The sequence below is a fragment of the Pseudomonas syringae pv. cilantro genome (assembly GCF_001293775.1).
GTDB classification, from domain to species: domain Bacteria; phylum Pseudomonadota; class Gammaproteobacteria; order Pseudomonadales; family Pseudomonadaceae; genus Aquipseudomonas; species Aquipseudomonas syringae_P.
The window spans coordinates 310,262-331,692 of sequence record NZ_LGLN01000032.1 but is presented as its reverse complement, the minus strand read 5'-3'; the positions used below and the strand labels follow the sequence as shown (position 1 = coordinate 331,692).

The following is a 21,431-nucleotide window of genomic DNA, read 5'->3' as shown; positions in this document are numbered from 1 at the left end:
GTCGGGTCGCATCATGAGGTGCTGGCTCCTGAAAAGAATCGGGAGCACAGCCTCAAGCTTCAATGGCTGGTTGGGAATGTGGGGTTCATGAGGCGCTTACGATGCACAGACATCCGGGTAGAAACTGGACGGTAGCCACGCTGGCCAGTGAAGCCAGGCATTCCCGCTCGGTGTTCGCTCAGCGTTTTCTCGGCGCAACAGGTATTCCTCCACTTCTATACCTGACAGAGCTGAGGATGCGCCTGGCGTTACACAGCCTGAGACATGAGCACCAGCCCCTGGAGATTGTTGCCGGACAACTGGGCTACGCATCTCTGGCGGCATTCAGTCGTGCATTCAAACGCGCTGTGGGGGTTTCTCCAGGCGCGGTCCGAGCTGCGACCCGCATTTCCGCGTAGCCGGACCGAGTGATCTCAACGCCAAAAAAAACCCTGCTCGAAGGCAGGGTTTTTTGTTGCCGTGTGATCAGCCTGCTACGTGCAAACCGGCATTGACCACCAGGTCCAGCAGCGGTTGCGGGTAGACACCCAGCACGAAGGTCAGGATCGCAACGGCCAGCAGCATGACGCCGCCAGTGCGCTGTGCCCAGTTTATCGCTGCATCGTGACGCGGCATCTTGTTGTCGACCAAGTACATGGTGACCATCACCCGCAGGTAATAGAACAGGCCAATGGCGCTACCGATGACCAGTGCACCCACCAGCCACCACAGCTGCGACTCGACGCCGGTGGCCATGATGTAGAACTTGCCGATAAAGCCTGCGGTCAGTGGAATACCCGCCAGCGACAGCATCATCAGGGTCATGACGGCTGTGAGGTACGGACGACGCCAGAACAGACCGCGATATTCGAACATCGCATCGGCATCACGCCCGCTGTAAGGCGAGGACATCATGGTGATCACTCCAAAGCTGCCCAGCGAAGTCAGAACGTAGGTCGCCAGATAGACACCGATGGCCTCGACCGCCATGCCCTTGCTCGCTACCAGTGCGATCATCAGGTAACCGAAGTGCGCAATGGACGAGTAACCCAGCAGACGCTTGAGATTGGTCTGCGTCAGCGCCAGCAGGTTACCGACCAGGATCGACGCCACGGCAATCACAGCCAGTACGTCATGCAATACGCCGCTGCTTGCTGCCGGGGAGATCTGAAAGAGTCGCACCAGCACCGCGAACACTGCAACCTTACTCGCCGTCGCCAGAAATGCTGCGACAGGAGCAGGCGCGCCTTCGTAGACGTCCGGCGTCCACAGGTGAAAGGGCACCAGCGACAGTTTGAAGGCGAGCCCCACCACCATCATGCCCAGACCCAGGCTGGCAATCGGGCTAGGCAGGCCGGTAGCGGCAATGGCCTTGCCGATGCCTTCGAAGCTCAGCGAGCCGGCTTCTGCGTACAACAGCGCCATGCCGAACAGCAGAAATGCCGAACCGGCTGCCGACAGCACCATGTACTTGATGCCGCCTTCCAGCGAACGCTTGTTGAAGAAGGCGTAAGCCACCAGACCGTAGACCGGCACCGACAGCAACTCCAGGCCGATGAACAGACCCGCCAGGTGCTGCGCGCTGACCAGAACCAGGCCACCGGCGGCGGCCAGCAGGATCAGCAGGTAAAGTTCTTCACGGTTGCCCGGATAACCCGCCTTGCCATCACCCAGATAGGCATGCGCCATGGTTACGCAGGCCAGAGTAGAGGCGAGGATGATCGCCATGTAAAGGCAGGCGAAGTTGTCGATGTGCAGCAGCGGTGTCACCACCAGCGGGGCAACTTGCAGTGCAGGGTAAATCGACAGCAGTGCCAGGTTGAGGCCTGCTACCGACAGCAGGAACGTTTGCGAGTGATTGCGGCGCCATGCAATCGCCAGCATCACCACAACAACGGTGAGGCTGGTGATCAGCAGTGGCGCAAGCGCAATAAAGTGTTGAATCGTCAGGTCCATAGCGCTCTTACCGGGCCGAAGCGAGTTGAGTGAAGGCAGTGCCTAGCCATTGCTGCACGCCGTGCATGGTCGCTGCCGAAGTGTCGAGGAACGGCTGCGGGAAAACCCCGAGCACGACCAGCAACACGGCAAGGCCCAGCACCATGATCATTTCCCGTCCATCCATGCCTTTCAGAACTTCGTCGGATTTCGCCGGGCCGAAGTAGGCGCGGTGGATCATGATCAGCGAGTAGACAGAACCAAACACCAGACCGGACGTGGCAATTGCCGTGATCCATGGCGCGCTGGCAAAACTGCCCAGCAGAATCAGGAACTCACCGACGAAGTTACCGGTGCCCGGCAGACCCAGAGAAGCGGCTGCGAAAAACAGGCTGATCGCCGGAATGTAAGCGATGCGCGACCACAGGCCACCCATTTCGCGCATGTCCCGAGTGTGCAGGCGCTCGTACAACTGGCCGCTGAGGATGAACAGTGCAGCGGCTGACAGGCCGTGCGCAATCATCTGGATCAGCACGCCTTGCAGCGCCTGCTGGCTGCCCGAGTAGATACCGATGAGCACGAAGCCCATGTGCGACACGCTGGAGAACGCGATAAGGCGTTTGATATCGGTCTGGGCAAATGCCAGGAATGCGCCGTAGAAGATACCGACCAGCCCCAGGCCCATCGCAATCGGCGCAAATTCAGCCGATGCATTCGGGAACAGCGGCAGAGCGAAGCGCAGCAGGCCGTAGGCAGCGGTTTTCAGCAGAATGCCGGCGAGGTCGACGGAACCGGCGGTCGGTGCCTGAGCGTGCGCATCCGGCAGCCAGGAGTGCAGCGGCACCACCGGCAGCTTCACCGCGAAGGCGATGAAGAAGCCCAGCATCAGGATGTACTCGGTACCCGGCGCCAGTTTGGTCTTCAGCAGATCGGCGTAGGCAAAGGTAATCACGCCGGTCTGGTTGAAGTGCACCAGCACCAGACCGAGGATCGCCACCAGCATGATCAGACCGCTGGCCTGAGTGAAGATGAAGAACTTGGTCGCTGCATAGATCCGGGTCTTCTTGCCGTCCGAAGAACTATGACCCCAGAGCGCGATGAGGAAATACATCGGCACCAGCATCATTTCCCAGAAGAAGAAGAACATGAACAGGTCGATGGCCAGGAACACGCCGACGACACCGCCCAGAATCCACATCAGGTTAAGGTGGAAGAAACCCACCTTGCGCTGGATTTCCTTCCATGAGCACAGCACCGACAAGACGCCGAGCAGACCGGTCAGCAGAATCATCAGCAGCGACAGGCCATCGAGTGCCAAGTGCACGTCGATGCCGAAGCGGGTGATCCATGGGTGGTGGAACTCCAGGGTCCAGGTCGGATCGGCACCCGGCATCGGCGCGTAGCCGAAGTTGCCGGTCGCCCACAGCCAGAGGCCGAGGACCAGTTCGAGGGTCATTGTCAGCAGCGCAATCCAGCGCGGCAGGGTAGGGCCGAAGCGCTCACCCAGCCAGCACAGCAGGCCGCCGATAAAAGGGATCAGGATTAGCCAAGGCAGAATCATGACGGGCTCAATTCCTTTCGCAAATTCGCAAGGTTCATGTCAGACCGCAACCAGAACGACGGCACCGAGTACCAGAACGGCACCTATGGCAATCGAGGCAGCATACCAACGCAACTGGCCGGTCTCGGTGCGGCTCATGGTGTCATGACCGCCTTTGACCAGACGTGGGATCAAGCCGATGGTGCGGTCGAACGGATCGCTACGCAGCACATGGCTGATCGCCAGATAAGGTTTGACGAACAGCTTGTCGTAGATCCAGTCGAAGCCCCAGGCGGCGAACCACCAGGCTGAAAGGAAGCGACCCGGAGCGCTGCTGGCGATCGCCGTTGCCAGGCGACGCTTGCCGAGAAACAGCAGCGCTGCCAGCAGGATACCGGCCAGGGCAATGGCACCCGAAGCGATTTCCAGGCTGTGCTTCGCTTCGCCACCGGCATGGCCCACGCTTTGCGGCAGAACACCGGCCAGCGGCGGGGTGATCAGTGCGCCGATGAATGTCGACAGCACGATCAGCACCGACAGTGGCAGCCAGTGAGCAATGCCATGGCCCGCGTGTGCTTCGGTCTTCGCTTCACCGTGGAAGGCGATGAAGATCAGGCGGAAGGTGTATAGCGAGGTCATGAACGCGCCGACCAGACCTGCATACAGCAACGCGTTGTTGCCGCTGGCGAACGCTTCCCAGAGGATTTCGTCCTTGGAGTAGAAACCGGCAGTCAGCAGCGGCAGAGCGGACAGTGCGGCACCGCCGACGATGAAGCTGGCATAGGCCAATGGCAGTTTCTTCCACAGGCCGCCCATCTTGAAAATGTTCTGCTCGTGATGGCAGGCAACGATCACCGCACCGGACGCAAGGAACAGCAGTGCCTTGAAGAAAGCGTGGGTCATCAGGTGGAAGATCGCGCCGTCCCAGGCACCCACGCCCAGCGCCAGAAACATGTAGCCGATCTGGCTCATGGTCGAGTACGCGAGGATACGTTTGATGTCGGTCTGTACCAGTGCTGCAAAACCTGCCAGCACCAGCGTGACGCCACCCACGATGCCGACCAGATGCAGAACGTCCGGGGCCAGCACGAACAGGCCATGGGTACGCGCGATCAGGTAGACACCAGCGGTGACCATGGTGGCGGCGTGGATCAGTGCCGAAACCGGAGTAGGACCGGCCATCGCGTCTGCCAGCCAGGTTTGCAGCGGCAACTGCGCGGATTTACCGACAGCACCACCCAGCAGCATCAGCGTTGCCAGCACGATCCAGAAATCGCCGACCTTGAAGTGCTCCGGCGCCTTCACCAGCAGTTCCTGCACGTTGAGCGTGCCCAGTTGCTGGAACAGGATGAACATGCCGATGGCCATGAACACGTCACCGATACGGGTGACGATAAACGCCTTGAGCGCAGCGTTGCCGTTGTTGCGGTTGCTGTAATAGAAACCGATCAGCAGGTAACTACACAGGCCCACGCCTTCCCAACCGAAGTAGATGAACAGCAGGTTGTCGCCCAGAATCAGGAACAGCATGCTGGCGATGAACAGGTTGGTGTAGGCGAAGAAGCGCGAATAACCCGCTTCACCGCGCATGTACCAGGACGCGAACAGGTGAATCAGAAAGCCGACGCCGACCACCACGCCCAGCATCGTGACGGCCAGACCGTCCAGATACAGTGCGAAATCGGGCTGGAAACCGGCGACGTCCATCCAGCGCCACAGCACCTGGGTGTAATGACCACCCTCAGGCGGAGCGACGTTGAATTGCCAGATGACCCATGCTGTGACGATCGCTGACAGACCGATGGAGCCGACGCCGATCAGCGCCGCAAGGTTTTCCGAAATGCGTCCACGAGAGAACGACAGCAACAGAAAGCCGATGAGGGGGAATACGAAAGTCAGAAAGAGAAGATTCATCCGCGCATCTCGCTGGCAGCATCGATATCGAGAGTGTGGAAGCGGCGATACAGTTGCATCAGGATCGCCAGGCCGATACTGGCCTCGGCTGCCGCAAGGCTGATCACCAGGATGAACATCACCTGTCCATCCGGTTGCGCCCAGCGACTGCCGGCCACTACGAACGCCAGCGCAGCCGCGTTCATCATGATTTCCAGGCTCATCAACACAAAGAGAATGTTGCGGCGCACCATCAGGCCGACCAGACCCAGGCAGAACAGGACCCCGGCGACGGCCAGACCATGTTCAAGAGGGATAGCATTCATTGGCTTGGCTCCTTGGCCTCGTTACGGCCCAGATGGAATGCCGTGATGGCTGCGGCAAGCAGCAGCATCGAGGCGAGTTCCACCACCAGCAGATAAGGCCCGAACAGGCTGATGCCGACCGCCTTGGCGTCGACCGTGGTGTGACCGACGTCAGCGCCGGTCGGGTTGGCGAACAGCACGTACAGCAACTCGGCGAGCAGCAGCGCGCCGAGAATGACCGGGCCAAGCCAGATGCCAGGCTTGAGCCAGGCACGCTCCTGCTGAACCGAGGCCGGGCCGAGGTTGAGCATCATCACCACAAACACGAACAGGACCATGATTGCGCCCGCGTAAGCAATGACTTCCAGCACCCCGGCAAACGGCGCGCCGAGGCTGAAAAAAGTCATGGCGACGGCGATCAGCGAAATGATCAGGTAGAGCAGGGCATGCACCGGATTCGTGTTGGTGATCACCCGCAGGGTGGACACAACAGCGATACCGGATGCGAAATAGAAAGCGAATTCCATCTTTACTTCCTTAAGGCAGCAAGCTCTTGACGTTGATCGGCTCGGCTTCATTCTGCGCAGCGCCCTTGGGCTTGCCGCCAATAGCCATACCGGCAACGCGATAGAAGTTGTAGTCAGGGTTCTTGCCAGGGCCGGAAATCAACAGATCTTCCTTTTCGTAGACCAGATCCTGACGCTTGAAATCGGCCATTTCGAAGTCCGGCGTGAGCTGGATCGCAGTGGTCGGGCAGGCTTCTTCGCACAGACCGCAGAAGATGCAGCGCGAAAAGTTGATGCGGAAAAAGTCCGGATACCAGCGTCCGTCTTCCGTTTCAGCTTTCTGCAACGAAATGCAACCGACCGGGCAGGCCACGGCGCACAGGTTGCAGGCCACGCAGCGCTCCTCACCATCAGGGTCACGGGTCAGGACGATACGGCCGCGGTAGCGCGGTGGCAGATAGACCTGCTCCTCGGGGTATTGCAGGGTGTCGCGTTTGCGGAAGCCGTGACCGAATACCATCACCATGCTGCGCAACTGGGTACCAGTACCCTTAACGATGTCGCCAATATATTTGAACATGGGTCAAATCCTCACTGAACCGAGCCTGCCGGTGTGTTCAACAACACAATCGCAGCAGTCACCAGCAAATTGATCAGGGTCAGCGGCAGGCAGAACTTCCAGCTGAAATCCATGACCTGGTCATAGCGCGGGCGCGGAATGGAAGCGCGCAGCAAAATGAACAGCATGATGAAGAACGCGGTTTTCAAGGCGAACCAGAAGAACGCAAGCGACGGCAGAATATCGAACGGACCGTGCCAGCCACCGAAGAACAGCGTGACCAGCAGCGCCGAGATCAGAATGATCCCGATGTATTCACCGACGAAGAACATGCCCCATTTCATGCCGGCATATTCAATGTGGTAGCCGTCAGCCAGTTCCTGCTCGGCTTCCGGTTGGTCGAACGGGTGACGGTGAGTCACGGCCACGCCAGCGATGAAGAACGTACAGAAGCCAAAGAACTGCGGAATGATGAACCACAGGTTCTGCGCCTGATACTCAACGATGTCGCGCATGTTGAACGAGCCGACCTGAACCACGATGCCCATCAGCGCAAGGCCCATGAACACTTCGTAGGACACGGTTTGCGCGGAAGCACGCAGGCTGCCCAGCAGGGCGAACTTGTTATTGCTCGACCAGCCGGCGAACAGCACGGCATACACCGACAGACCGGCCATGGCGAAGAAGAACAGCAGGCCTATGTTCAGGTCCGCGACGCCCCAGGTCGGAGTGATCGGGATGACCGCAAATGCGATCAACAAGGCGCTCATGGCCACGACCGGTGCCAGGGTGAAAATCACCTTGTCGGCAAACGGCGGCGTCCAGTCTTCCTTGAAGAACATTTTCAGCATGTCGGCGGCGATCTGGAACATGCCGAACGGGCCTACGCGGTTCGGACCATAACGGTCCTGCCACCAGCCCAGCAGACGACGTTCCACGAAACTCAGCAATGCGCCGCAGACCACCACGGCCAGCAGCACAACGATTGCCTTGACCACCGCTATGATCGCGTCAATCACATCAGGTGTGAACCAGGTCATTGCGCTGCCTCCTGCAGACCATCAACGGATTTGCCGAATATCGCGGGAGGAATGCCCGCAAGCCCGGCAGGCAACGCCACCAGACCTGCGCCGAGTTCTTCGTTGATGCGCAGCGGCAGTGTCAGCGACTGACCCGCAACGCTCAGTGAGAGTAGGGCACCTTCATTGACGCCCAGCCGGTCGGCTTCGGATTTGGCCAGTGCAACGTAAGGCTGCGGAATGCGTTCCTGAACCGGCGCGGCCAGTGACGAGGTTTCATCGCTGCCGAACAGGTGGAAGAACGGCACGACCTGCCAAGTGCCGCGCTCTGGAGAGAAGGCACGTGGAACGCTGGAGAACCACGACAGACCATCACCCTGGCTTTCGATCAGGCGCGTGCCGGGGTCGCCAGCACGCAGATGACCACCGACTTCGTCCTGGAACTTGTTCCAGGCCTGTGGCGAGTTCCAGCCCGGAGACCAGGCGAATGGCACCTGCTGGCGCGGTTCGGCAGAACCCGAATAGCCTTCCATGGAAAACGCGAAGGCGGTGTCTTTGTCTTGCGGAATGCGCGGCTCGTGCACGCTGATGTTGGCGCGCATCGACGTCCGTCCACTGTAACGCAGCGGCTCACGTGCCAGTTTCAGGCCCTTGATGCGGAACGAGGCAGACGGAGCGGCATTGACGATTCCGGCCAGTTGCGCCGAGCTGCTGGCGCAGGCTTCGGTCACGTGATCGAGTTGCGTCCAGTCCACCGGCTGATTCAGCAGCGTGGCGCGCAAGGCATGCATCCAGCGCCAGCCTTCGTGAACCAGAATGCCCGGGTCCAGATAAGTGGGATCGAACACCTGGAAGAAACGCTGGGCGCGGCCTTCCTGACTGACCAGTGTGCCATCGCCTTCAGCGAAGCTGGCAGCTGGCAGAACCAGATGCGCCCGATCAACAGTGGGCGTTTTCTGGTGGTCGGCAACGATCACGACTTTCGCCGCGCTCAGTGCTGCATCGACGATTTTAGCGTCAACCCGGCGATACAGATCGTTTTCCAGCACAACGATGGCGTCGGCCTTACCGGAGATCACGGCGTTCAAGGCAGCATCGACAGACTCGCCACCGAACATCGCCAGCCCCATGCTGTTGGCTTCCGGCACGATCAGGCTGATGGAGCCCTGTTTGTCACGCAGTTTGAGCGCCTTGGCAATGTTGGCCGCCGCTTCGATCAGCGATGTCGAACCCAGCGAGCTGCCGGAAATGATCAGCGGACGCTTGGCCGCGAGCAGGGCGTCTGCGATACGTTGCGCCAGTTCCAGCGCTTCGCTGTCCAGACCTTCGACGGCCGGTGCGCTGGCATCCAGTGCGTGGGCAACCGCGAAGCCGATGCGCGCGAGGTCATCCGGTGCGGCGTGGACGCATTCTTCTGCGATGTCGTCGAGTCGGGTCTCAGCCAGGCTGGCGATGAACAGCGGATTCAGCTCGTGCTGGCCGATGTTCTTCACCGCCGCGTCGAGCCATGGCTGGACTTTCATCGCAGCTGCCATGTCTTCTGCCTTGCCCTTGACGGCCTGACGCAGGCCAAGGGCCATACGCGCTGCGGTCTGGGTCAGGTCTTCGCCGAGCACGAAAATGGCGTCGTGATCTTCGATGTCGCGCAGGGTCGGGATCGGCAGCGGGCTGTCGTTCAGAACCTTGAGGATCAGGCGCACGCGCTCCAGCTCACCGGCTTCGATGCCGCTGTAGAAATGCTCGGCACCGACCAGTTCACGCAGCGCGTAGTTGCTTTCCAGGCTGGCGCGAGGCGAGCCGATACCGACAATATTGCGCCCGCGCAGCAGGTCTGCGGCCTTGTCCAGCGCTTCGTCCAGGCTCAGTTTGACCTGGCCGTCGACGAGCAATGGCTGACGCGGGCGATCCTTGCGATTGACGTAGCCGTAACCGAAACGTCCGCGGTCGCAGAGGAAGTACTGGTTGACCGAGCCGTTGTAACGGTTTTCGATGCGGCGCAGCTCACCGTAACGCTCGCCCGGGCTGATGTTGCAACCGCTGGAGCAGCCGTGGCAGATGCTTGGCGAGAACTGCATGTCCCACTTGCGGTTATAGCGCTCGGAGTGGGTTTTGTCGGTGAACACACCGGTCGGGCAGACCTCGGTAAGGTTGCCGGAAAACTCGCTTTCCAGCGTGCCGTCTTCGACGCGGCCGAAGTAAACGTTGTCATGTGCGCCGTAAACGCCCAGGTCGGTGCCGCCTGCGTAGTCTTTGTAGAAGCGTACACAGCGATAACAGGCGATGCAGCGGTTCATCTCGTGTGCGATGAACGGCCCTAGCTCCTGATTCTGGTGGGTGCGCTTGGTGAAGCGATAACGGCGCTCGTTGTGGCCGGTCATCACCGTCATGTCTTGCAGGTGGCAATGACCGCCTTCTTCGCAGACCGGGCAGTCGTGCGGGTGGTTGGTCATCAGCCATTCGACGACACTGGCCCGGAAGGCCTTGGATTCATCGTCTTCGATGGAGATCCAGGTGTTGTCGGTGGCTGGCGTCATGCAGGACATGACGATACGACCACGGGTGTCGTTTTCGTCGGTGTACTGCTTGACCGCGCACTGGCGACAGGCGCCAACGCTGCCAAGGGCGGGGTGCCAGCAGAAATAAGGAATATCGAGGCCCAGCGACAGACATGCCTGTAACAGGTTGTCTGCACCATCGACTTCGAGCGCTTTGCCGTCTACGTGAATAGTAGCCATGGTTCAAAGGTCTTCGTTGGCCCGTTGTCAGCGGGCGTGGCTAATGGAATCTCGGTAGTACCCGTATCGTTCAACCCGTGAGGGCGTCAGCAGGTACGCAGTCGGCGGTTCGAACCGCCAACCGTTCTGTCTTGTTATGCGCCGGCCATGGTCGGACTTTTACCCGGGACCAGCGTGTCAGCGCTGGAAGGCGCTATACCTGCTTCGAATTCCGGGCGGAAATACTTGATTGCGCTGCCCAGTGGCTCCACTGCACCGGGGGCATGCGCGCAGAAAGTCTTGCCAGGGCCGAGGAAGTTGACCAGACCCTGCAGGGTTTCGATATCACCCGGCTGACCCTGACCTTTCTCGATGGCACGCAGGATTTTCACGCTCCACGGCAGGCCGTCGCGGCACGGAGTGCAGAAACCGCAAGACTCCTGAGCGAAGAACTCTTCCATGTTGCGCAGCAGCGAAACCATGTTGACCGAGTCGTCGACTGCCATCGCCAGACCAGTGCCCATCCGGGTGCCGACCTTGGCGATGCCGCCTGCATACATCTGCGCGTCCAGGTGTTCCGGCAACAGAAAGCCGGTTCCGGCGCCGCCGGGCTGCCAGCACTTGAGCTTGAAGCCGTCGCGCATGCCACCGGCATAGTCTTCGAACAGCTCGCGAGCCTGAACACCGAACGGCAGTTCCCACAGCCCCGGGTTTTTCACCTTCCCGGAGAAGCCCATCAACTTGGTGCCGTGGTCTTCACTGCCTTCGCGGGCCAGCGACTTGTACCAGTCGTTACCGTTGTTGACGATGGCTGGCACGTTGCACAGGGTTTCGACGTTGTTGACGCAGGTCGGTTTGCCCCATACGCCTACTGCGGCAGGGAAGGGCGGCTTGGAGCGTGGATTGGCGCGCCGGCCTTCCAGCGAGTTGATCAGCGCGGTTTCTTCACCACAGATGTAACGACCGGCACCGGTGTGGACGAACAGCTCGAAGTCGAAGCCGGTGCCCAGAATGTTCTTGCCCAGCAGACCGGCAGCTTTGGCTTCAGCCACTGCACGGTTCAGGTGCTTGGCTGCGGTGACGTATTCGCCGCGCAGGAAGATGTAGCCGCGATAGGCTTTCAGCGCCCGGGCACTGATCAACATGCCCTCGACCAGCAGATGGGGCAGTTGCTCCATCAGCATGCGGTCTTTCCAGGTATTGGGCTCCATTTCGTCCGCGTTGCACAGCAGATAGCGGATGTTCATGGACTCGTCTTTGGGCATCAGGCCCCACTTGACGCCCGTCGGGAAGCCCGCACCGCCGCGGCCCTTGAGGCCGGAGTCCTTGACCGACTGGACGATATCGTCAGGCGTCTGCTGAGTCAGTGCCTTGCGCGCGGCCGCATAACCGTCCTTGGCTTGATATTCTTCAAGCCAGACAGGTTCGCCGTCGTCGCGCAGACGCCAGGTCAGCGGGTGAGTTTCTGCCGTGCGCGCAATGCGGTTGGCAGGGCCGAAGGACGTAATGGTCATAGGTAACCCTCCAGCATCTTGGCTACGCCAGCAGGCTGTACGTCGCCGAAAGTGTCATCGTCGACCATAACGGCCGGGGCCTTGTCGCAGTTGCCGAGGCAGCAGACCGGCAGCAAGGTGAAGCGTCCGTCGGCTGTGGTCTGGCCCAGGTCGATACCCAGTGAGCTTTTGATCTCGTCCACGACGTTCTCATGGCCGCCGATGAAGCACACCATGCTGTTGCAGACGCGGATGATGTGGCGGCCGACCGGCTGACGGAAAATCTGGCTGTAGAACGTGGCCACGCCTTCGACATCGCTGGCAGGAATCCCCAGCATGTCGCCGATGGCGTAGATCGCGCCGTCCGGCACCCAGCCGCGTTCCTTCTGAACGATCTTCAGGGCCTCGATAGACGCCGCGCGCGGGTCCTCGTAGTGATGCAACTCGTGCTCGATGGCCGAGCGTTCTGTTTCGCTCAGGGCGAAACGGTCTGTCTGGATTAGCGGGCTGTTCATGCTTAGCGGTCCACGTCGGCCATAACGAAATCGATACTACCCAGGTACGCGATCAAGTCCGCGACCATGCTGCCTTTGATCACCGAAGGGATCTGTTGCAGATGCGGGAAGCTTGGGGTGCGAATCCGGGTACGGTAGCTCATGGTGCCGCCGTCGCTCGTCAGGTAATAGCTGTTGATACCCTTGGTCGCTTCAATCATCTGAAAGGCTTCGTTGGCTGGCATGACCGGGCCCCACGAGACCTGCAGGAAGTGCGTGATCAGGGTTTCGATGTGCTGCAAGGTGCGCTCTTTCGGCGGCGGAGTCGTCAGCGGGTGATCCGCCTTGTACGGCCCGGCTGGCATGTTGCGCATGCACTGATCGATGATCTTGATGCTCTGGCGCATTTCTTCGACGCGCACCATGCAGCGGTCATAGGCATCGCCATGCACGGCCAGCGGTACTTCGAACTCGAAGTTCTCGTAGCCGGAGTACGGGCGCGCCTTGCGCAGGTCGAAGTCCAGACCGGTAGCGCGCAGGCTCGGACCGGTAACGCCCCAGTCGAGCGCCTCCTTGGTGTTGTACGCGGCAACGCCGACGGTACGACCCTTGAGGATACTGTTCTGCAAAGCGGCTTTGGTGTACTCGTCGAGGCGCTTGGGCAGCCAGTCGACGAAATCCTTGACCAGTTTTTCCCAGCCGCGTGGCAGGTCGTGGGCAACGCCGCCGATGCGGTACCAGGCCGGGTGCAGGCGGAAGCCGGTAATGGCTTCGATCACGGTGTAGGCTTTCTGGCGGTCAGTGAAGGTGAAGAACACCGGCGTCATGGCGCCCACATCCTGGATGTACGTCCCCAGGAACAGCAGGTGGCTGGTGATGCGGAAGAACTCGGCCATCATGATGCGAATCACGTTGACGCGGTCTGGCACGGTAATGCCCGCCAGCTTCTCTACCGAAAGCACATACGGCAGGTTGTTCATTACCCCGCCGAGGTAATCGATGCGGTCGGTGTAGGGGATGTAACTGTGCCACGACTGGCGCTCGCCCATTTTCTCGGCACCACGGTGGTGGTAGCCGATGTCCGGAACGCAATCGACGATTTCTTCGCCGTCCAGTTGCAGAATGATGCGGAACGCACCGTGGGCAGAAGGGTGGTTCGGACCCAGGTTGAGGAACATGTAGTCCTCGTTCTTGCCGGAACGCTTCATGCCCCAGGCTTCCGGATCGAAGCGCGCGGCTTCTTCTTCCAGTTGCTGTTTGGCGAGGGTCAGGCTGTACGGGTCGAATTCTGTCGCGCGGGCAGGGAAGTCCTTGCGCAGCGGGTGGCCTTCCCAGGTCGGCGGCATCATGATCCGGGTCAGGTGCGGGTGGCCCGGGAAGTCGATCCCGAACATGTCCCACACTTCGCGTTCGTACCAGTTGGCATTGGGCCAGATACCGGTGATGGTCGGTACGCTCAGGTCACGTTCGGACAGCGCAACCTTGATCATCACATCGCTGTTACGTTCTACCGACAGCAGGTGGTAGAACACAGTGAAGTCGGCGGCCGGCAGATCGCGGCGATGGGTGCGCAGGCGCTCGTCTACGCCATGCAGGTCATAGAGCATCGAATACGGCTTGGGCACCTGACGCAGGAACGTCAGGATTTCAACCAGTCTGGCGCGGTCAACCCACAGCACAGGCATGCCGGTGCGAGTCGACTGGGCTGTGAAGGCCTCGGCGCCAAAACGGTTGTTCAGTTCAACGACGACATCTTGGTCGTCAGCCTTGTAAGGCGGGATGTACAGAGCGTTGTCTGCAGTCATAGGTCTCAATCACTTCGGTCAACGTACAGAATCAACCCCGGTTCCTGTCTTTTTTATAAGAAGAACGGGCTGGATCAGACTTCGTCGGGGCTGCGCAGGTTGGTGACCTGGATACGCTGTTCACGACGCTGTTCCTTTTGCGACGGCATGTCGGCGCGATACACGCCTTGATCACCGACGACCCAGGAAAGCGGGCGACGCTCCTGTCCGATGGATTCCTGCAGCAGCATAAGGCCTTGCAGGAAAGCTTCGGGGCGGGGCGGGCAGCCGGGCACGTAAACATCCACAGGGAGGAATTTATCCACGCCCTGAACAACGGAGTAGATGTCGTACATGCCACCGGAGTTGGCACAGGCGCCCATCGAAATGACCCACTTCGGTTCTAGCATCTGTTCGTACAGACGCTGAATGATGGGGGCCATCTTCAGGAACGGCGTACCGGCGATTACCATGAAATCCGCCTGACGCGGCGATGCACGAATAACCTCGGCGCCGAAGCGGGCGATGTCGTGAGGTGCCGTGAAGGCAGTGGTCATTTCCACGTAGCAACAGGACAAGCCGAAATTGTACGGCCACAGGGAATTTTTGCGTCCCCAGTTGACCGCGCCATTCAGCACGTCTTCGAGCTTGCCCATGAAAATGTTTTTGTGGACTTGGTCTTCTAACGGATCGGAAACGGTTTCCCGCTTGCCGATGGGGTATTGCTCGTTAGGAGCATCCGGGTCGATCCTGGTGAGATTATATTGCATCGCCAAAGCCTCATTGTTTCAGCTTCGCTTGCCGATTACGGCGACCTTCAGGAGCCCAGTCAAGTGCTCCAACCCGCCATAGGTAGACAAGACCTGCCAACAGAATTGCTATGAAAACGAGAGCTTCGACGAATCCGGTCCAGCCGCTTTCGCGAACGGACACAGACCAGGCAAAGAGAAAGAGGGCTTCAATGTCAAAGATCACGAAAAGCATCGCGACCAGATAGAATTTTGCGGAGAGCCGCAGGCGCGCACTGCCGGTGGGCAGCATGCCGGACTCGAACGGTTCGTTCTTGCTGCGGCCCCACGCCTTGCTTCCGAGCAGGCTGGAGAGGCCGAGCATGAAGGCGCAAAGGCCTACTACACCCAAAAGGAAAATGGCGAAGCCCCAGTTATGGGCAATCAGACCTGTCGATTCGGGCATGCTGGCAGTCCTTGTTAGAGAGCAAAGGTCTCTGTGCTTGATAAAGAGTCGAGGCAGTGACGATATGTCGCAGTGCGGTCAACGGATTGATTTTATGTGCAAACACTTGGCAAGTAAATTTTCTACATCAAATTTATTCACGCAATCAATCATGGACAGGCCCCCGAAGCGCTTGCAAGGCCTGCCAGGCGGGCATTACGGGTGTTTTCTTTAATTATCTCCGGTTGAGACGAAAAGGAATGAAAGGTAATTTGAATGATAATTGATATCATTTAAAGGGCTCTCCTATTTGTCGTCTCGGTAATTACGGGGCTAGTTAAGGCTCATTGCCTCTATCAAGGGGCGCTTTGTAACACTTTTAGCGGTGTTGCCATTTGTCCAGGATCAATACAGGCAAAATCCGACACAAAAAAAAGACCGTCCTTACGGACGGTCTTGTTTCCCGCAGTGTGAGGCGATTTAGTGGAACTGCTCTTCCTCTGTCGATCCGGTCAGTGCAGTGACCGAAGACACGCCGCCCTGAATCACAGTGGTCATGTCATCGAAATAGCCGGTCCCCACTTCCTGTTGATGAGCAACGAACGTGTAGCCCTTGGCTGCGTCGGCGAACTCCTGCTCCTGCAGTTTGACGTAGGCGGTCATGTCGTTGCGAGCGTAGTCGTGCGCCAGATTGAACATGCTGTGCCACATGTTGTGAATGCCCGCGAGGGTGATGAACTGATGCTTGTAACCCATGGCCGAGAGCTCGCGCTGGAATTTGGCTATGGTCGCGTCGTCCAGGTTTTTCTTCCAGTTGAAAGAGGGTGAACAGTTATACGACAGCAACTGATCCGGATACTCCTTTTTGATCGCCTCAGCAAAGCGGCGCGCCTCGTCCAGGTCCGGCTTTGCGGTTTCGCACCAGATCAGATCAGCGTAGGGCGCGTAGGCCAGGCCACGTGAAATGGCCTGGTCCAGACCGGCGCGAACCTTGTAGAACCCTTCGTGAGTACGCTGACCGGTGACGAACGGTTTGTCGTAGGGGTCGCAGTCAGACGTGAGCAGATCGGCGGCGTTGGCATCGGTGCGCGCCAGAATGATCGTTGGCACACCGGCAACGTCCGCCGCCAGGCGTGCCGCCACCAGCTTCTGTACCGCTTCCTGAGTCGGCACCAGTACCTTGCCGCCCATGTGGCCGCATTTTTTTACCGACGCCAGCTGATCCTCGAAGTGCACGCCCGCTGCGCCCGCTTCGATCATGCTTTTCATCAGCTCATAGGCATTGAGCACGCCACCGAAACCTGCTTCCGCGTCGGCCACAATGGGCGCGAAATAGTCGATATAGCCCTCGTCGCCCGGTGTTTTACCCGCTTTCCACTGGATCTGATCGGCGCGGCGGAACGCGTTATTGATGCGCTTGACCACCGTGGGCACTGAATCCACCGGGTATAGCGACTGATCCGGATACATCGACTCGGCGGAGTTGTTGTCGGCGGCGACCTGCCAGCCGGAAAGGTAGATGGCCTGAATCCCGGCCTTCACCTGCTGAACGGCCTGACCGCCAGTCAACGCGCCCATGCAGTTGACGAAATCCTTGTCCGGGCGAAAAGAGGGTTTGGCACCTTGGGTCACCAGATTCCACAGCTTGTCGGCACCCAGTCTTGCGAAGGTGTGTTCGGGTTGAACCGAGCCACGCAGGCGGACCACATCAGCTGCGGAATAAGTACGGGTGACGTTTTTCCAGCGCGGATTTTCAGCCCAGTCTTTTTCCAGAGCCGCTATTTGTTGTTCGCGTGTCAGTGCCATTTTATAAACCCCAGGAAGTAGGTCTCGATGAAAGTCCTGCTCCGCCAAAATGCCCTGTGTAACGGCACTGTGCATGGCTGCTCGCTGTGCAGAAAAAGCGTCGATTCAAAGGCGTGTCACGCCGCCTCTGAACAGCGGGAGCGAGGCGATCATGCCTCGGGGTCCGGAAGGGCGTCAATCGATTTGTAGTGCTTTTTTAAATTCACTATATATTTGTGGTTTCAGACTGGATAGTCACTAAAAGTCCCGCAGGTGCTGGCTTTCACGCCAGCCCGCGTTATTCAAGCGTTTCGACCTTTACCCGTAAAACCATGTCGTTACGACCCTGGGTCGAGTAGCGTTGCGCGATGCCTCTCTGATCGGCCACAGACTGATCGCTGTTGCTCGCCAGCGTGATCCATTCGCCCAGTCGCCCGTTGACCTGGCTGTCGGTGCTTTGCACCTTGATGGTGTCAGGTCGTTCCTGGCTCATGCGGTCATGGTTGGTGCTGATGCTCAAGTGAACGGTATCGCCCGTCACACTCGCGGTGACGTAAAATCCTTGAGTCACGTTGCGGTATTCGGTGTTGTTTTGCGAGTAGCCGTAGGCGTCGGTCGACGAGGAGGTCAGCGGAACGCTCTGGCCGATCTGGATCAGTGCCGGTGTGCCTTCGCTGGTCTGTATCTGTTGCACGCCACCCTCGCGACTGGCAGTGCCATATTCAATGACCTGCGAGCCATTACTGTTGCGGGTGGCAGTGTCACTGGTATCGACACTGATCAGCAGACGCTTTGGTGCGGTATCCAATTGCGCGATAAGGGCACGAAGTTCTTCGATCTTGCGCGATTCGGCATTAACGATCAGCTGGTTGCCATACGCACTGACCGTTCCGTCAGCGCCGATAAATGACTTGGCGACCGGCAGCAGGTCTGCGCTGGTGCGGTAATTGAGCGGGACTACCTCGGTTGCCGCCAGTGCGCTGGCGCTTAGGGCGATAAGCAGTGAGGTAAGCAGAATGCGTAATGCCATGTTCATTCTCCGCGAGGGGTGCCTAAGGCATGAGTGTGCCACTGTGTCGGCCGTTGGGAACGCAAGCTGAACAGCCAGACAGAAAAAAGCCCTGCCTGTTTACAGTCTGATATGAGTAATACCAGCCTGCAAAGGGCAGGGCATCCATTATGTAGTGCTTCTTAAAACGCCTACATAATCAGGTTGGTCCTACCTGACGAAGCATATCGACATGTGGCAGACCGGCTTCAAGAAACTCTTTGCTGGTGACTACGAAGCCGAAACGCTGGTAGAAATCGACGGCTTGTACCTGGGCACTGAGCTTGAGCGGCTGTAGCCCGCGCTTCTCTGCTTCATCGATCACTGCGCTGAGCAAGGCTTCACCGACCTTCAGGCCGCGCCAGTCCTTGAGCACCGAGAGCCGGCCGATTTCACCGTCTGTCAGAAGGCGCGCAGTGCCTACCGCATAGTCGCCTTCCCAGGCCAGAAAGTGCACGGCAGCCGCGTCTTCGGCGTCCCACTCCAGCTCCGGCGGCACCGACTGCTCGGCAATGAACACTGAGTCGCGTATGCGCCGGATATCGGCGTTGTTCTTCTGCCATTGGGCGACAGATACAGTGATTTTATTCATCGGCAAATCCCAGGCTTCCTTGTTTTACGAGTTCGCAAAGGAGATTGCGACCCTCGTCATCGGCCAACCATTGGCCGAGGTTTTCACTGTGCAGCGCATCAGCTGCACAGATCATTTTGAGCAGTTCACGCAGGCTGCCGGGCAACAGGCGGCTCTGGCCGCTGGCAAACAGTAGCAGATCGTCGTCGACTTCAGACCAAGCCAGGCGGGCCGCCGGGTTGCGAATCAGCACGGCCCCCTGTTCGAGGCTGTCGAGCAGTTCCTCTTCAGCCAGCTCCGGCCCGGTGACCAGTTCCGGGTAGCGCGGTTCGGTCATGAACTGGCCGAACCAGGTCAGCAGCAGGCGCTCGTCGCTCATGTGCTCTGCGAGCAGGGCCTTGAGGCGATCAAGCGCGTCGCGCTGGATCTGATGAGGATCGCTGACCGGTTGCGCGTCGGCGTCAGTGTAGCGCTCTTCATCGGTAATGAACTGGGCCAGGAAGTCGGTGAAATGAGTGAGTACTTCAGCCGCACCGGGGGCGCGGAAGCCGACCGAGTAGGTCAGGCATTCATCCACGGCAACGCCGCAGTGAGCCAGTCGCGGCGGCAGATAGAGCATGTCACCCGGTTCCAGCGTCCATTCTTCAGTCTTTTCAAACCCGGCGAGAATGCGCAGATCGGCGTGCTCCAGCAGCGGGCTCTCGGCGTCGCACATCTGGCCGATCTGCCAGTGACGTTTGCCATGGCCCTGAAGCAGGAACACGTCATAGTTATCGAAATGCGGGCCGACGCTGCCGCCTGGTGCTGCGTAGCTGATCATCACATCGTCAATGCGCCAGCTCGGCAGAAAACGGAAGTTTTCCAGCAACTCGCTGACTTCCGGGACGAACTGGTCGACTGCTTGCACCAGCAGGGTCCAGTCACGTTCAGGCAGTTTGCTGAACTCGTCTTCGGCGAACGGGCCGCGACGCAATTCCCATGGGCGCTCGCCGTTCTCGATGACCAGGCGCGACTCGACTTCTTCTTCCAGGGCCAGACCAGCCAGCTCGTCAGCATCGATCGGGCTTTGGAAGTCTGGCAGTGCCTGACGGATCAGCAGCGGTTTTTTCTGCCAGTAGTCGCGCATGAAAACGCGCGCGCTGATGCCGCCCAGAAGTTGAAGAGGAATATCAGGATTCATGTGTAAGCCCTTGAAATGAAAACGCCCGGCACAGCCGGGCGTGTGCAATATTTTTGCGTGTCAGATGCGCTTGGCTTGAGCTGCCGCGTTACCGATGTAATTGGCTGGCGTAAGCTTCTTCAGTTCGGCTTTCGCTTCAGCAGGCATCTCCAGTCCGTCAATGAAAGTCTGCAGCGCTTCCGGGCTGATGCCCTTGCCGCGTGTCAGTTCTTTCAGTTTTTCATACGGGTTTTCAATGTTGTAACGGCGCATCACGGTCTGGATCGGCTCGGCCAGTACTTCCCAGCAGGCGTCCAGGTCGGCGGCGATGCGTTGCTCGTTCAGTTCCAGCTTGCTGATGCCCTTGAGGCTGGCCTCGTAGGCGATGACGCTGTGAGCGAAGCCGGCGCCCAGGTTGCGCAGCACGGTGGAGTCAGTCAGGTCGCGCTGCCAGCGGGAGACTGGCAGTTTACTGGCCAGGTGCTGGAACAGTGCGTTGGCGATGCCCAGATTGCCTTCGGAGTTTTCGAAGTCGATCGGGTTGACCTTGTGCGGCATGGTCGACGAGCCGATTTCGCCAGCGACGGTGCGCTGTTTGAAATAGCCCAGGGAAATGTAACCCCAGATATCACGATCGAAGTCGATCAGAATGGTATTGAAGCGGGCAATGGCGTCGAACAGTTCGGCAATGTAGTCGTGCGGTTCGATCTGCGTGGTGTAAGGGTTGAAGCCCAGACCCAGTTCGTCTTCGATGAATGCGCGGGCGTTGGCCTCCCAGTCGATGTCGGCATACGCGGAAAGGTGCGCGTTGTAGTTGCCGACCGCGCCGTTGATCTTGCCCAGTAATGGCACAGCAGCGACCTGGTTGATCTGACGTTCCAGGCGGTAAACGACGTTTGCCAGTTCCTTGCCCAGCGTGGTCGGGGAGGCCGGCTGGCCGTGGGTGCGCGACAGCATCGGCACGTCGGCAAAACGAATCGCCAGCTCGCGAATGGCGTCGGCGATCTGACGCATAAGCGGCAGCATCACGGTGTCGCGACCTTCACGCAACATCAGGGCATGTGACAGGTTGTTGATGTCCTCACTGGTGCAGGCGAAGTGGATGAACTCACTGACCTTGTCCAGTTCAGGCAATTTGGCAGCCTGCTCCTTGAGCAGGTACTCCACGGCCTTGACGTCGTGGTTGGTGGTGCGCTCGATTTCCTTGACGCGCTCGGCGTGCTCCACGGAGAAGTCTTCGGCCAGGGTATCGAGGATGGCGTTGGCCTGCGCGGAGAACGCCGGGACTTCAGTGATCTGCGGGTGCGCCGCCAGACGCTGGAGCCAGCGGACTTCGACCATCACGCGAAAACGGATCAGACCGTATTCGCTGAAAATCGGGCGCAAGGCCTGGGTTTTGCCGGCGTAGCGGCCATCAACAGGGGAAACCGCGGTGAGCGAAGAAAGCTGCATGGGGATGCTCTCGGACAGTCGG

At 59.2% G+C, this 21,431-nt stretch carries 18 protein-coding genes and 1 pseudogene; 1 reads left to right on the top strand and 18 read right to left on the bottom strand.

Features of this window, described 5'->3' with window-relative positions:
- Positions 1 to 101: 101 nt before the first annotated feature.
- Positions 102 to 398, top strand: a pseudogene (locus tag ABJ99_RS26715) (helix-turn-helix transcriptional regulator); the annotation flags it as partial.
- 67 nt (positions 399 to 465) lie between these two features.
- On the opposite strand, the gene nuoN reads toward ABJ99_RS26715, so the two are convergent.
- From nuoN to purB, 18 genes are all read right to left on the bottom strand, one after another.
- Complete coding sequence (nuoN, locus tag ABJ99_RS06980) at positions 466 to 1,935, bottom strand: NADH-quinone oxidoreductase subunit NuoN (RefSeq protein WP_054085184.1); 1,470 nt, start codon at positions 1,933 to 1,935, stop codon at positions 466 to 468.
- A gap of 7 nt (positions 1,936 to 1,942) precedes the next feature.
- Positions 1,943 to 3,475: an NADH-quinone oxidoreductase subunit M gene (gene nuoM, locus ABJ99_RS06975; RefSeq protein WP_054085183.1), complete on the bottom strand. Its 1,533-nt coding sequence runs from the start codon at positions 3,473 to 3,475 to the stop codon at positions 1,943 to 1,945.
- 39 nt (positions 3,476 to 3,514) lie between these two features.
- The gene (gene nuoL / locus ABJ99_RS06970; RefSeq protein WP_054085182.1) at positions 3,515 to 5,368 is read right to left on the bottom strand and encodes an NADH-quinone oxidoreductase subunit L; all 1,854 of its coding nucleotides are present in this window, start codon (positions 5,366 to 5,368) and stop codon (positions 3,515 to 3,517) included.
- A complete protein-coding gene (gene nuoK, locus ABJ99_RS06965) occupies positions 5,365 to 5,673 on the bottom strand; it encodes an NADH-quinone oxidoreductase subunit NuoK (RefSeq protein ID WP_003380111.1) in 309 nt (102 codons plus the stop codon). Before nuoK ends, nuoL begins: the two co-directional genes overlap by 4 nt.
- On the bottom strand, positions 5,670 to 6,179 hold the full coding sequence (nuoJ, locus tag ABJ99_RS06960) for an NADH-quinone oxidoreductase subunit J (protein ID WP_054085181.1): 510 nt from the start codon (positions 6,177 to 6,179) through the stop codon (positions 5,670 to 5,672). Before nuoJ ends, nuoK begins: the two co-directional genes overlap by 4 nt.
- 10 nt (positions 6,180 to 6,189) lie before the next feature.
- Positions 6,190 to 6,738, bottom strand: coding sequence for an NADH-quinone oxidoreductase subunit NuoI (nuoI, locus tag ABJ99_RS06955; RefSeq protein WP_003380115.1), 549 nt, complete (start codon positions 6,736 to 6,738; stop codon positions 6,190 to 6,192).
- An 11-nt stretch (positions 6,739 to 6,749) separates the two neighbouring features.
- The gene (gene nuoH, locus ABJ99_RS06950; RefSeq protein WP_003411662.1) at positions 6,750 to 7,757 is read right to left on the bottom strand and encodes an NADH-quinone oxidoreductase subunit NuoH; all 1,008 of its coding nucleotides are present in this window, start codon (positions 7,755 to 7,757) and stop codon (positions 6,750 to 6,752) included.
- Positions 7,754 to 10,471, bottom strand: a complete 2,718-nt coding sequence (gene nuoG / locus ABJ99_RS06945) for an NADH-quinone oxidoreductase subunit NuoG (RefSeq protein WP_054085180.1) — start codon at positions 10,469 to 10,471, stop codon at positions 7,754 to 7,756. Before nuoG ends, nuoH begins: the two co-directional genes overlap by 4 nt.
- A 134-nt stretch (positions 10,472 to 10,605) precedes the next feature.
- Positions 10,606 to 11,964 carry an NADH-quinone oxidoreductase subunit NuoF gene (gene nuoF, locus ABJ99_RS06940; protein ID WP_054085179.1) on the bottom strand — a complete coding sequence of 453 codons (1,359 nt, stop codon included), beginning with the start codon at positions 11,962 to 11,964 and terminating at the stop codon, positions 10,606 to 10,608.
- Positions 11,961 to 12,458, bottom strand: coding sequence for an NADH-quinone oxidoreductase subunit NuoE (nuoE, locus tag ABJ99_RS06935; protein ID WP_054085178.1), 498 nt, complete (start codon positions 12,456 to 12,458; stop codon positions 11,961 to 11,963). Before nuoE ends, nuoF begins: the two co-directional genes overlap by 4 nt.
- Positions 12,459 to 12,460: 2 nt before the next feature.
- Positions 12,461 to 14,242 carry an NADH-quinone oxidoreductase subunit C/D gene (gene nuoC / locus ABJ99_RS06930; protein ID WP_054085177.1) on the bottom strand — a complete coding sequence of 594 codons (1,782 nt, stop codon included), beginning with the start codon at positions 14,240 to 14,242 and terminating at the stop codon, positions 12,461 to 12,463.
- Positions 14,243 to 14,316: 74 nt separating this feature from the next.
- The gene (locus ABJ99_RS06925) at positions 14,317 to 14,991 is read right to left on the bottom strand and encodes a NuoB/complex I 20 kDa subunit family protein (protein WP_004884656.1); all 675 of its coding nucleotides are present in this window, start codon (positions 14,989 to 14,991) and stop codon (positions 14,317 to 14,319) included.
- A 10-nt stretch (positions 14,992 to 15,001) separates the two neighbouring features.
- Positions 15,002 to 15,415 carry an NADH-quinone oxidoreductase subunit A gene (locus ABJ99_RS06920; protein WP_002554011.1) on the bottom strand — a complete coding sequence of 138 codons (414 nt, stop codon included), beginning with the start codon at positions 15,413 to 15,415 and terminating at the stop codon, positions 15,002 to 15,004.
- Positions 15,416 to 15,874: 459 nt separating this feature from the next.
- Positions 15,875 to 17,200, bottom strand: coding sequence for an isocitrate lyase (aceA, locus tag ABJ99_RS06915; protein ID WP_054085176.1), 1,326 nt, complete (start codon positions 17,198 to 17,200; stop codon positions 15,875 to 15,877).
- 277 nt (positions 17,201 to 17,477) lie between these two features.
- Positions 17,478 to 18,215: a secretin N-terminal domain-containing protein gene (locus ABJ99_RS06910; protein ID WP_174518468.1), complete on the bottom strand. Its 738-nt coding sequence runs from the start codon at positions 18,213 to 18,215 to the stop codon at positions 17,478 to 17,480.
- Positions 18,216 to 18,387: 172 nt separating this feature from the next.
- Complete coding sequence (locus ABJ99_RS06905; RefSeq protein ID WP_054085174.1) at positions 18,388 to 18,819, bottom strand: GNAT family N-acetyltransferase; 432 nt, start codon at positions 18,817 to 18,819, stop codon at positions 18,388 to 18,390.
- On the bottom strand, positions 18,812 to 19,978 hold the full coding sequence (locus ABJ99_RS06900; RefSeq protein WP_054085173.1) for a ribosomal protein uL16 3-hydroxylase: 1,167 nt from the start codon (positions 19,976 to 19,978) through the stop codon (positions 18,812 to 18,814). The genes ABJ99_RS06905 and ABJ99_RS06900 overlap by 8 nt, the downstream gene beginning before the upstream one ends.
- A 60-nt stretch (positions 19,979 to 20,038) precedes the next feature.
- Positions 20,039 to 21,409 carry an adenylosuccinate lyase gene (gene purB, locus ABJ99_RS06895; RefSeq protein ID WP_054085172.1) on the bottom strand — a complete coding sequence of 457 codons (1,371 nt, stop codon included), beginning with the start codon at positions 21,407 to 21,409 and terminating at the stop codon, positions 20,039 to 20,041.
- Between the last annotated feature and the right edge of the window lie 22 nt (positions 21,410 to 21,431).

What these genes read in the sequence shown, in the direction of transcription:
- nuoN (WP_054085184.1), bottom strand. Translation starts at nt 1,935, where the DNA reads ATGGACCTGACGATTCAACACTTTATTGCGCTTGCGCCACTGCTGATC.
- nuoM (WP_054085183.1), bottom strand. Translation starts at nt 3,475, where the DNA reads ATGATTCTGCCTTGGCTAATCCTGATCCCTTTTATCGGCGGCCTGCTG.
- nuoL (WP_054085182.1), bottom strand. Translation starts at nt 5,368, where the DNA reads ATGAATCTTCTCTTTCTGACTTTCGTATTCCCCCTCATCGGCTTTCTG.
- nuoK (WP_003380111.1), bottom strand. Translation starts at nt 5,673, where the DNA reads ATGAATGCTATCCCTCTTGAACATGGTCTGGCCGTCGCCGGGGTCCTG.
- nuoJ (WP_054085181.1), bottom strand. Translation starts at nt 6,179, where the DNA reads ATGGAATTCGCTTTCTATTTCGCATCCGGTATCGCTGTTGTGTCCACC.
- nuoI (WP_003380115.1), bottom strand. Translation starts at nt 6,738, where the DNA reads ATGTTCAAATATATTGGCGACATCGTTAAGGGTACTGGTACCCAGTTG.
- nuoH (WP_003411662.1), bottom strand. Translation starts at nt 7,757, where the DNA reads ATGACCTGGTTCACACCTGATGTGATTGACGCGATCATAGCGGTGGTC.
- nuoG (WP_054085180.1), bottom strand. Translation starts at nt 10,471, where the DNA reads ATGGCTACTATTCACGTAGACGGCAAAGCGCTCGAAGTCGATGGTGCA.
- nuoF (WP_054085179.1), bottom strand. Translation starts at nt 11,964, where the DNA reads ATGACCATTACGTCCTTCGGCCCTGCCAACCGCATTGCGCGCACGGCA.
- nuoE (WP_054085178.1), bottom strand. Translation starts at nt 12,458, where the DNA reads ATGAACAGCCCGCTAATCCAGACAGACCGTTTCGCCCTGAGCGAAACA.
- nuoC (WP_054085177.1), bottom strand. Translation starts at nt 14,242, where the DNA reads ATGACTGCAGACAACGCTCTGTACATCCCGCCTTACAAGGCTGACGAC.
- ABJ99_RS06925 (WP_004884656.1), bottom strand. Translation starts at nt 14,991, where the DNA reads ATGCAATATAATCTCACCAGGATCGACCCGGATGCTCCTAACGAGCAA.
- ABJ99_RS06920 (WP_002554011.1), bottom strand. Translation starts at nt 15,415, where the DNA reads ATGCCCGAATCGACAGGTCTGATTGCCCATAACTGGGGCTTCGCCATT.
- aceA (WP_054085176.1), bottom strand. Translation starts at nt 17,200, where the DNA reads ATGGCACTGACACGCGAACAACAAATAGCGGCTCTGGAAAAAGACTGG.
- ABJ99_RS06910 (WP_174518468.1), bottom strand. Translation starts at nt 18,215, where the DNA reads ATGAACATGGCATTACGCATTCTGCTTACCTCACTGCTTATCGCCCTA.
- ABJ99_RS06905 (WP_054085174.1), bottom strand. Translation starts at nt 18,819, where the DNA reads ATGAATAAAATCACTGTATCTGTCGCCCAATGGCAGAAGAACAACGCC.
- ABJ99_RS06900 (WP_054085173.1), bottom strand. Translation starts at nt 19,978, where the DNA reads ATGAATCCTGATATTCCTCTTCAACTTCTGGGCGGCATCAGCGCGCGC.
- purB (WP_054085172.1), bottom strand. Translation starts at nt 21,409, where the DNA reads ATGCAGCTTTCTTCGCTCACCGCGGTTTCCCCTGTTGATGGCCGCTAC.